This is a genomic window from Paenibacillus sp. CCS19, assembly GCF_033239625.1.
GTDB lineage: Bacteria > Bacillota > Bacilli > Paenibacillales > Paenibacillaceae > Paenibacillus_T.
Map to the genome: position 1 here is coordinate 53,687 of NZ_BTCK01000038.1, position 10,205 is coordinate 63,891.

The 10,205-nt window shown below is 54.9% G+C and carries 9 protein-coding genes; 7 read left to right on the forward strand and 2 right to left on the reverse strand.

Translation table 11 applies throughout. The features are described 5' to 3' along the window. The first annotated feature begins 13 nt into the window (after positions 1–13). The 6 genes from SBI19_RS22265 to SBI19_RS22290 all read left to right on the forward strand — a co-directional run bounded on the left by SBI19_RS22265 (position 14) and on the right by SBI19_RS22290 (position 6,840). On the forward strand, positions 14–586 hold the full coding sequence (locus SBI19_RS22265) for an NADPH-dependent FMN reductase (protein ID WP_317971720.1): 573 nt from the start codon (positions 14–16) through the stop codon (positions 584–586). A gap of 59 nt (positions 587–645) precedes the next feature. Continuing rightward, on the forward strand, positions 646–972 hold the full coding sequence (locus tag SBI19_RS22270) for a cupin domain-containing protein (RefSeq protein WP_317971721.1): 327 nt from the start codon (positions 646–648) through the stop codon (positions 970–972). Positions 973–1,066: 94 nt separating this feature from the next. Beyond that, entirely contained in the window at positions 1,067–2,065 is a 999-nt protein-coding gene (locus SBI19_RS22275) for a formylglycine-generating enzyme family protein (protein ID WP_317971722.1), read from the forward strand. Positions 2,066–2,195: 130 nt separating this feature from the next. Next, positions 2,196–4,031, forward strand: coding sequence for a WD40 repeat domain-containing protein (locus tag SBI19_RS22280; protein ID WP_317971723.1), 1,836 nt, complete (start codon positions 2,196–2,198; stop codon positions 4,029–4,031). 62 nt (positions 4,032–4,093) lie between these two features. Then, a complete protein-coding gene (locus SBI19_RS22285; RefSeq protein ID WP_317971724.1) occupies positions 4,094–5,062 on the forward strand; it encodes a PLP-dependent cysteine synthase family protein in 969 nt (322 codons plus the stop codon). Between the two features lie 356 nt (positions 5,063–5,418). Further along, on the forward strand, positions 5,419–6,840 hold the full coding sequence (locus SBI19_RS22290; protein WP_317971725.1) for a hypothetical protein: 1,422 nt from the start codon (positions 5,419–5,421) through the stop codon (positions 6,838–6,840). 253 nt (positions 6,841–7,093) lie between these two features. Here SBI19_RS22290 and chrA read toward each other — a convergent pair whose 3' ends face one another. Next, positions 7,094–7,636: a chromate efflux transporter ChrA gene (gene chrA / locus SBI19_RS22295; protein ID WP_317971726.1), complete on the reverse strand. Its 543-nt coding sequence runs from the start codon at positions 7,634–7,636 to the stop codon at positions 7,094–7,096. Then, on the reverse strand, positions 7,624–8,256 hold the full coding sequence (gene chrB, locus SBI19_RS22300) for a chromate efflux transporter ChrB (RefSeq protein ID WP_317971727.1): 633 nt from the start codon (positions 8,254–8,256) through the stop codon (positions 7,624–7,626). The genes chrA and chrB overlap by 13 nt, the downstream gene beginning before the upstream one ends. 258 nt (positions 8,257–8,514) lie before the next feature. On the opposite strand from chrB, the gene ggt reads away from it, so the two are divergent. Continuing rightward, entirely contained in the window at positions 8,515–10,101 is a 1,587-nt protein-coding gene (gene ggt, locus SBI19_RS22305; protein WP_317971728.1) for a gamma-glutamyltransferase, read from the forward strand. Positions 10,102–10,205: the final 104 nt, after the last annotated feature.

Below are 10,205 nucleotides of genomic sequence, written 5' to 3' on the forward strand. Positions count from 1 at the left end.
GGAGGATACGTCATTGCCTGATCACATCCTGCTAGTGTGCGGAAGCCTTAAAGAACAATCATTAACGAGATTCGCCTTGCAAACGGTAGAGCGTTTCCTTTCGGAAAAGGAGTATACGACTTCGATTCTGAACGTCGGAGCGTTGAACTTGCCGATCTTCGATCCCGATCTAGTCAATCAGCCGGCGGGCGCACAGACTTGGGTCGAGCAGATCGAGCAGGCGTCCGGATTGGTCATCGGCACGCCGGAGTATCATGGCGGCTTCAGCGGCGCGATTAAGAATGCGCTCGATTATACGAAAACAGAGCTATGGAAGGACAAGCCGATCGCTCTGATTGCGGCTGCAGGCGGTTATAGAACCGGCATTAATTCGCTTAACGGCTTGCGGCTCATCTTTCGCAATGTGTACGCCAGAACGATTAACGAGCAGGCTGCATGCTCGAAGTACGATCTCGAGGAAGATGACGACGGCGATGTCGACTTCAATGAGGTGATGCTCGGCCAACTCTATCGGATTGCCGAGGGACTGCACCGTGAGATCCAGTTTGCCCGGCAGCTTGGGCTCATCAAGGCAATTACTCGCTAACCAACCGGGACAGGTGACGCTGGCGATCTCACGCCGGGCAGATGGGAGGCTGACAGCCAATGGCATTGCGCTTGGATCAACTGCTTGATACGATGCGCCGCGACAGCGTAGACTATTGCGAATTTATTCGCATTCCTTCCATGAGCGCCGGGATTTATCGGCTGCCTGCGGGTGCGGTTGATGATCAATCGCCGCATACAGAGGATGAACTTTATTATATCGTGAGCGGTCGCGCTGCTATGACCGTGGGCGACAACGAGCATGAAGTCCGGACGGGAAGCATCGTGCTCGTCGAAGCGAACGTTCCGCACCGCTTCCATTCGATCACGGAAGAGTTGGTCATCCTTGTGATGTTTGCGCCTGCTGAATATAGCAATCGCCAGTGATGCTGATTGCTATGGAATCTATGCGGAATGAATGCGCGAACTGAGCCAGATGAATACGTACGGTTCGTTTAAGTAGAAAAGGGGGTTCGTCGTTATGCATGTACAGCTGAACTCGCTCGAAGGCTATCGCGGAAAGCTGAACGAGCTGTCCGACCGGGAGGCAATGGGCCTTCCCGCCGGGTATGTTGCGCTTCGGCATGAGCAGCTGTTCGATTCGTTCCGATCGCTCCTTTCGCTGACGCCTGAGGCATTGAGCATCTTATGCGAGGATGAATGCAGGACGTTAGAGGAAAGGCTCGCGGCTGGAAACTTGTTGGCGTTAATAGGCGATCCGCGCATTAACCCGCTGGCGCCAAGCATGGCAATCATTCCAGGCGGAGCGGCGATGCTTGGTACAGCTCCGCAGGAAGTCGACGACATCGTCGAACGTTATAAGGAAACAGGCATCATTGCGGAATGGATCCGCAAAGAGTGTCCGATGTTCGAAGTCCGGCTAATGCCATACGCTATCGGCCAATATCCGGTTACGAACCTGGAATATTGGCATTTTGTGCGCGACAATCCATCAGCGGAACTGCCGACGTCTTGGGCATTCGGCCGCTACCCTGCCGAGAAAGCGAACCATCCCGTGCATACGGTGTCCGAAGGAGCGGCAGAAGCCTACTGCAAATGGCTGTCGGAAAAGACGGGCCGAGCGTTCCGACTGCCGACCGAGTTCGAGTGGGAGTTTGCGGCTTCGGGTCCGAAGCGAAGAGAGTTCCCGTGGGGCGACACGTTTCTCCAGGATCACGCCAACACGGTGGAGACAGGGCTGCTCACGAGCACGCCTGTCGGCATTTTCCCGAATGGTCGTTCTCCATTCGGCATCTTCGACATGGCAGGCAACGTCGAAGAATATGTTGCCTGCGATTACCGACCGTATCCGAACGGCGAGGATATCGAAGATGATCTTGTTCATTCGCTCGGCACATACCGGATCGCGCGAGGCGGAAGTTTCACACGGCTTCGTGACCTTGCGCGCTGCAGGCGCCGCCACGGACGATACCCCCGCGACATCTATGTCATGGGGTTCCGGTTAGCCGAGGATATATAGATTAATGAAGAGATAGTAGCGTCATCAATGCGACAAAGAGAAGAAGTTTGCACAGTTGCCTTTTACCAATCAAACATGATACCGATCATCGAGGAGAGGTCGGAATCATGCTCATAAGGAGCGATAATCCATGTCCGTTCAATTACTGTCAGACATTCAGATCGAGCAGTTCGTCAAGCACCGCGGCCCTGTGACGGCCATTCGGCAGGTCGGCAATACAGCGTGGGCCGTAACGTCCGCTTACGACGGCGCCGTGGCTAAGTTCAATCTCGACAGCGGCGAGGTTCGGCTGCTAGGCTACCATCAGCATCTCGTCAACTCGATCGTCGTAAGCAGCGAAGGAGGCAAAGCGGCCTCCGTATCCTCGGACTACTCCATCGGCATCTGGAATATGGAAACGGATAAACAGGAGCGCGTTCTCTACGGCCATTATGACGACGTGGAGAGCTTCGTCTTCGCCAGCGAAACCGTCGGCATCTCGGCTTCGCGCGACCATCGTATCCTTGTATGGGATCTGACGACGGGCGCCATCACGCGAGTATTGGAAGGCCATGAGAAGGACGTGCTTTCTCTGGCTTACCATCAAGGCTATATCTATTCCTCCGGCGATGACAAAACGCTTCGCGTTTGGAGCTTGGAAACGGGAGCGCTGCTCAATACGTGGGGACCATTCGACGTCGAGACGGACACCTGCGTCATCGATTTGTTGAACGAACGCGTCATTCTCGGCTGCGACGACGGCCATATTCGTGTCTTTAGCGTGAATAGCGGCGAGCTCATTCAAGATATCGCAGCGCATGCATCAGGCATTAAGAAGGTCGATGTCTCGCCTGCGTCCGGCGACATTCTGTCTGCCGCTTATGATCAACGCATTCTGATCTGGGATGCACAAACGTTCGAGCTGAAGCGCGAGCTGGAGAACAATCCGATCAAATGGGAGCGTTCGCTTACGTTTACGACGGATGGCAGCAAGCTGCTTGCCGGCACTTTCGACGGAACGGTACTTGTCTGGGACACCGAAACAGGCACGCTCTTGAAAGAAGTCAGCGGCGATACAGAAATACAAGGCAATGCTTGCTTTAATGATATTGGCGTGCTGGACGGCCATCAGATTACGACGGTCAGCGATGACGGCTATGTTAGGCTGATCGATCTGCAGAACAATCAAGCGAGCAAATTCGAGCCGACTTCCGGTCGATTTCTGATGAACGGACTTGCTGCAAGCGGCCAGTACGGACTGGTTGCGGGTGGGGCGCACAATCACCGGCTGCATTTGTTCGGATACAACGACGGGGCGCTCATTCACGAACGCGAGCTGGCGCTTGGCGAAGGCCCGATCAATACGATTCGCATTGCGAACCTTCACGGTTATGAACAAGAGTGCTTCGTTGGCTGCTACAGCGGTACGATCGTTCGAGTCGGACGCGACGGCGAGCGCAAAGGGACCATTGAAGTGCATGACGGTGCCGTCAAAGCGCTGCGACTTCATCCGACACGTGCTCTTGGCGCAAGCTGCTCGGCTGCAGGAGAGCTCGTTACTTGGACGTTCGAAGGCGAGCTCTATCGTTCTTACCTTGGTCACACGGCGATTATCAATGATGTAGACATCAGTCCTTCAGGCGAGCTTCTTGCGAGTGTATCGCGCGATTTTACACTGAAGGTATATGATGTGGAACGCGGCGATTTGGTACATTCCATTACGCTGGGACGCCGTTCACTGAAATCAGTATGCTTCGTCGATAACAACACAATCGTAGTCGGCGATTATTGGGGTCACGTGATGTGCGTTGACTTGGCAAGCGGCGGCGTGAAACGCAGCAAAATAGCAGCGAATGGAATAAGCACTGTAGCGCGTTACGGCCAACACATACTGGCGGCGTCCTACGACGGCGCTCTATATGTGATCGAGCCGAGGGAGCTGGAGGTCGTACATTTATACCGCGAAATGCGTCAACGCGTAGAGTAGCTCCACTACCGACATGTAGGTCGAAATTGAAATGGTTCGTAAGAAAAGGAGGACGCATTCGCATGAACGTTCAATTGAAGGGGGCCTGGGATCGTCTCCAGGCATTCGCCTCGCAGGTCGGGGAAACGCCGTTGATCGAGATTGCAACGCCGCCAGGCGCCGCCCGAATCTTCTCGAAGTGCGAATGGGACAACCCGACGGGGTCGATCAAAGATAGAGCCGCATATGCAATGCTGGTCGATCTGCTCCAGCGAACGCCGGCTCATGACTGGCATAAGCTTCATATTCTCGAATACAGCGGCGGCAACCTAGGCCTGTCGCTTGCGGCGATGTGCCGCGAGCTGCAGATTCGACTCACGCTTGTGCTTAGTTCCGGCGTTTCGAAACGAATCGTGAACCGGCTGGGGGAGCTTGGCGCTGAAGTCATTCTCGTCGATAAAGAGCGCGGCTTCTGGGGCGTAATGGAACATGCAATGGAACTTAGCGAGAGAAATCCTTCCTATTATTTCTTATACCAGCATACCAATGAGTCGAATTTCATAGCGCATCGCATGTATACGGGCTCAGAGATCGTGAGCCAGCTGCCGGTGAGCCGAATCGACGCTTGGGTAGCTTCAGTCGGCACGGGCGGTACGTTAATGGGCGTATATACTGCGCTCGTCGAATCGTTCCCGCAAGTGCAGCTTCATCTCGTCATCCCTGCCGAACTGCCGTATGGAAGTTCCAATCCGCCTAATGGCCTGCGCAAATATAACGGTTCAGGCGGACTCGGCAATGGCCGCAAGCAGCCATTCGTAGAACGGGAAGAGGAGCGACTCAGCCGCCAATGGCCGATCAGCTTCCCAGAGACGCTTCGAGAGATGAAGCGTTTATATGAAGAGACAGGGATTCGCATCGGCACATCGGCCGCTGCCAACCTGCTTGTCGCCCGCCAAGTCGCGGACGAACTAGGCCCGAATGCGACGGTCGTCACGATCTTCCCCGATGCCGGAACACCGGAAGAATGGGAGGACGTGTATCGCGACAGTTAGCCGTGACATTGATCTGATATTATAGCGAGGCTGTCCTTAGGTGTTTATGACAATAGGGGCAGCGTCGCTGTTCGTGACCTTCAGCACTGGTGGCCGTTTTATTTCGTGCAGTGACACCGATGTCGGTCCTACTAATCTATAAGATTAAAAGTCGCGTAGCTGCGGCTTTTTTTATTGAGATGGGGATTTCTTGCTCGGCGAGATGCTGCAGAACGGGACCTGCCAGTGGATGATTCCTTATTTCATCCCGCCGATTCTCCTCAACCAAATCTGGGGCATAGCAACTTTGCAACTGTGACTTGCGTCTATATATGGAATAAAGAGTTAATTACATTGATGAAAGCAGGTATTGATGGATGCGAATTCGTCCGGCAGTTATGCTGTGCGCTGCACTATTAACAGGAAGCAGTCTCTCGGTATCGGCTTCTGTGGCGGCAGTGGCATCTACTTCGCCCAATCAAGAAGCTCAAGCCGGCAAGCAGGTCATGCCGCTCCTGATGAATAATATGTTCGTCCTTTTTCCGGGCGAGAAGGCACCATTCATCAAGAACAGCCGATTGATGGCGCCGCTGCAGACCATGTCATCGATTATGGGGTGGAGATTGGAAGAACGCGCCTCCGGTCCGGAGAAATGGTATAACGTGTGGCCTATCCTAGAAGATTTCAACTCTGTAGGCGGGTTGAAAGAAGGGAGAGACTGGGCTGTATACGAAGGAGACATGGGCCACGGTATTGAAGCTGAACCCGAGTACCGAGCAGATGAGCTGTATGTGCCATTAACACCGATCTTGAATGGGATGCCTGGTTACAGCTATGAGGTTCGCAAATATGGTCAAAACAACGTGTTAGCAATAATGGATCCTAGTTATCATCGGCTACTTAGCGAAGTACAGGACTCCGACGTGCAACAACCGAATTATCCTCATTTATTATCCGATCCCGTATATCCGCTAATCCCTAGCACGTTAGATCAGCGATCTATGACTGTGGATGGCAAGTCTATGTATCGGCTAAAGATGAACTTGAAACAAATCGAAGTCTGGAGTAAGTATAGGGTGGAATCGATCGACCTGAAGCTAATTTCTGTTAGCAATAAAGGCGAGATTACAACGCTGCACAAAAGCTTGCCTTACAATGAAGATTGGGAACCACATTCGGTCGTCTTCGATGTTCCGCAAAAGGCTGCATATGTACTTGCGCAATCGCACTACAACTATAAGAATATGAAAGAGCCGATATACGCTGCAGGGTATCCACTGCAGGCTGCAATGGCAGGCGCGATGGCGAAAGTATGGACGAAGATAACGATCTTCGAGTACTTAAATGTAGAACCTGTCAGCTATCGGATTGATTCGAACGAGGCAGTGGTCACCGTAAGGGAAAGAGCGTGGCATCGCGAAGGTATCACGGATCAAGTAAAAGAAAAGCTCATTCAATCGATCTATGAGCTGGCAGGAGGGACGTTTCCTGTTCGAGTCGAAATCGAACAGCGGTCGAAGAAGCCTTACCTAAGCGGTACGATCACAGAGATTGATTCTGCGAGGCGGTTGCATATCGTCGAGAACAAAGATGAAGATGATTCTGCTGCTACCCGACAGTTAATTGGCTCGCCAGTTAGTGACCTCTACATTCATAAGTTAAATGAAGATGCACCAATAGCGGATACGGTGCTTACGGTTGGGAGACAAGTAGACATCTGGGTAACAGGACAGCCAGTTGAGCGAGATCACATCCTATATGCTCAGATTGCTGAGATTGTAGTGAGTAAATATAATTAGAAACAGCGCGATCACTGGGAGAACGCCGAATTCGGCAGCTACTTGTGACCGCGCTTTTTTCATTTCCGACAAAGTGTGCGATCGAGAATTAACTGGCAGTTTACCACCATGGCTTGTAACGGCGAGCTTAAATACAGAAAGTAAAGAGCAGGAATGCGTGCATTCCTGCTCTTTTAGTTCTCGAATCGTTCGGCACATTTAATCTAGCTTGCGGCGTCTGCGTGTTAAAGGAGTGCGGAATAACGCGGATCGATCATATAAGTACATGGGACAAAACGAGACCGCCGTACACGAAGGCGGCGATGACGACGAAGGCGGGATGTATTTTCCTGATCGCCATCGCCCAGAAGGCGACAATGGCGATAGCGAGCGATTGCCATATGCCGATCGTGTCTATGGCTTTCGAGCCAAGCTGCCAGGTTAGCGCGACCATCATGACGGCGATGACCGGCTGCACAAGCAGCGTCATGCCTTTGACCGCGTTTGATTGCCGGTATTTGTTCAACAGGCCGAGCAGCGCGATAAGAGCGACGGCCGAAGGAACGGTGGTCGCCGCAAGCGCCGTCAACAGCCCAATCGGACCGGCCGCGTCATAGCCGACGTAAGCGGCGATTTTCGTGGCAATCGGGCCGGGAAGCGTATTGCCGAGCGCCAGCATATTCGAGAACTGCGCATCGCTCAGCCAGCCGTAATGATCGACGATCTCCCGGTACATAAGCGGTATCGACGAGGGACCGCCCCCGTAGCCTAGCGCATTGGAGAGGAAAAAGCCGAGCAGAAGCTTCAGCCATTCCATGTCGCGGATCCCTCCTTATCTTTTCTTCGATTTCGCTTCGAATCGATGCGTTCGCGCAGCCGATTGGCGACGCGGTAATGAACGGAACCGTATGCGAGGAACAACGCGATGACGATTGCCGGATGGAGCGGTGCGAACTCGAGCAGCGCGAAGGCGGACGCGAACATCGCGATTGCAAATGGCTTGCCGAGTCCGATGAACGTACGCTGCGCGAATTCGTATGCCATCATGCCGATCATGACCGCAATGACCGGCATGACCGCCTCGATCATGCCGGCAACGACGAGCGATTTGCTCAACAGCTGTACGATTGACATCAGGACAAGCATCGCCGCAGCTGACGGCAAAATATGAGCGAGCAGCGAAACGGCTGCGCCGGTCCAACCCTTCTCCCGGTAACCGAGATAGGCCGCAATTTTGGTCGCGATCGGTCCTGGAAGCGCGTTGGCGATGGCTAGCAGTTCGCCGAACTCCTCGTCCTTCATCCAGCCATAACGGGTTACCGCTTCGTAGCGGATGAGCGGGATAACCGACGGCCCGCCGCCGTAACCGAGCACGCCGGCGCGGAACATTGCGGCGGCAAGCTCGCGATAACGATGGTTGGTTGTGTTGATCTCCATACGTTACAACCTCTCGGCAGCATCGGAGATGCGGTAGTTGCCAGGCCATTCGCTGATGATTTTGTTCGTCATCATCATGCCTCCCGATTGCATTATTAATTGGTAATCTGCTTTTGATACGTTAACTTTAGCGGCACTATACTTTCTTATCAATGGATGAAGCGCCACTTTGGTTGCGGTGCATGAAAAAAGCCGTTGAAATGGTGCAAATTTCTATGTTATGTTAGTTGACATCTTGCGTGGGGAGGGATACGTTGCATGAGAAGAAACGAATCGGCTATCGGGACCGAGGCCATGATCGTCAGTCCGCATTCGCTTGCTTCGGCGGCAGGCGCGCGCATCTTGGAACGGGGCGGCAACGCGTTCGACGCGGCGGTAGCCATCAGCGCATGTTTGGCCGTCGTCTATCCGCACATGACGGGACTCGGCGGCGATTCTTTCTGGCTGACTTACGAAGCGGGAGAGAACAGGATCCGAGGGTATAACGGCAGCGGGCGCTCAGGGGCTGCCGCGACTATCGCGGCTTACGCGGATTGTGCGACGATCCCTACTCGCGGCATCCGCAGTGCGGTGACGGTGCCGGGCATGGTGGATGCCTGGGAGGCGGTGCATGCCGCTTACGGACGCCTTGGCTTCGACGAGGTGCTGGAGCCTGCGATTCGCTACGCTGAAGACGGATTCCCGCTCTCGCATGACCAATGCTCGAACACGCTGGCGCATGCGGGAATGCTCGCTGCCGAGCCAGGTACGGCCGCCATTTATTTGCCCGGCGGCGGTGCGCCAGCCGCGGGAGCGCGTTTCGTGCAGCGGCGGCTGGCCCGGACCTTGCGGGAGCTGGCGGTCGGCGGACGCGGAGTATTCTACGGCGGCCGGATAGCCGCGGAAATAACCGGCTTCTTGCGAAGCAGAGGCGGACTGCTGACGGCGGATGACTTCGCCAGTCACCGCGGCGATTGGGTGGATCCGCTGATCGGCACGTATCGCGGCGCCGAAGTCGTGCAAATGCCGCCGAATTCGCAAGGTTTCGTCGGCCTGATGGCGCTCAACATTCTCGAGGCGTTCGATCTCCGCGCTGTCGGACACGGCACGCGCGACTATTATCACCTGCTCGTCGAAGCGCTGAAGCTGAGCTTCCGCGATCGCAACGAGGTGCTGACCGATCCCGCTTTTCATGACATTCCGATCGAGCGTCTGTTGTCCAAGGACTATGCGGCGGCGCTTGCCGCGTCGATCCAGCCGGAACACGCATCCGAGCTCGAAGCCGAGCCGATGGGCAGCGATACGGCGTTTGCGGCAGTCGTCGATAAGGACGGGAATGCCGTATCGTTCATCCAGAGTCTTTATTTCGAGTTCGGCTCGGGCGTCGTCGCCGGCGATACGGGCATACTGCTGCAAAACCGCGGTTCGTTCTTCTCGCTCGATCCCGCGCATGTCAACTGCCTGCAGCCGCACAAGCGGACGTTCCACACGCTCATGCCGGCGATGGTGCTGAGGGACGGTAAGCCGTTCATCTTGTATGGTACGCAAGGCGGGGAAGGCCAACCGCAGACGCAAACGGCGCTCGTCACGCGCATGCTCGATTACGGCATGGATCCGCAGAGAGCGGTCAGCGAGCCGCGCTGGGTATGGGGACGGACATGGGGCGAGCCGACGCGCGAGCTGAAACTGGAGTCGCGGATCGATCCCGCCGTCGCGGCGGCCCTTTCCGCAAACGGACATTCGGTCCGCACGGTCGGCGCGTTCGACGGCATCATGGGCCATGCCCACGCGATCAAAATCGACGAAGACGGCTTCCGGCAGGGCGGCGCCGACCCGCGCAGCGACGGAGCGGCAATCGGCTGGTAGGCGGCGTACCGGCAATATGGCAAAAAAGGCCTGCAAGATCCTGAAGTGCACCCCTTATAGTGGACATTGGAAAAACACCCTGGTGTTTATGCCGATGTAATACT

What these genes read in the sequence shown, in the direction of transcription:
- SBI19_RS22290 (WP_317971725.1), top strand. Translation starts at nt 5,419, where the DNA reads ATGCGAATTCGTCCGGCAGTTATGCTGTGCGCTGCACTATTAACAGGA.
- SBI19_RS22280 (WP_317971723.1), top strand. Translation starts at nt 2,196, where the DNA reads ATGTCCGTTCAATTACTGTCAGACATTCAGATCGAGCAGTTCGTCAAG.
- SBI19_RS22285 (WP_317971724.1), top strand. Translation starts at nt 4,094, where the DNA reads ATGAACGTTCAATTGAAGGGGGCCTGGGATCGTCTCCAGGCATTCGCC.
- chrA (WP_317971726.1), bottom strand. Translation starts at nt 7,636, where the DNA reads ATGGAATGGCTGAAGCTTCTGCTCGGCTTTTTCCTCTCCAATGCGCTA.
- chrB (WP_317971727.1), bottom strand. Translation starts at nt 8,256, where the DNA reads ATGGAGATCAACACAACCAACCATCGTTATCGCGAGCTTGCCGCCGCA.
- ggt (WP_317971728.1), top strand. Translation starts at nt 8,515, where the DNA reads ATGAGAAGAAACGAATCGGCTATCGGGACCGAGGCCATGATCGTCAGT.
- SBI19_RS22270 (WP_317971721.1), top strand. Translation starts at nt 646, where the DNA reads ATGGCATTGCGCTTGGATCAACTGCTTGATACGATGCGCCGCGACAGC.
- SBI19_RS22275 (WP_317971722.1), top strand. Translation starts at nt 1,067, where the DNA reads ATGCATGTACAGCTGAACTCGCTCGAAGGCTATCGCGGAAAGCTGAAC.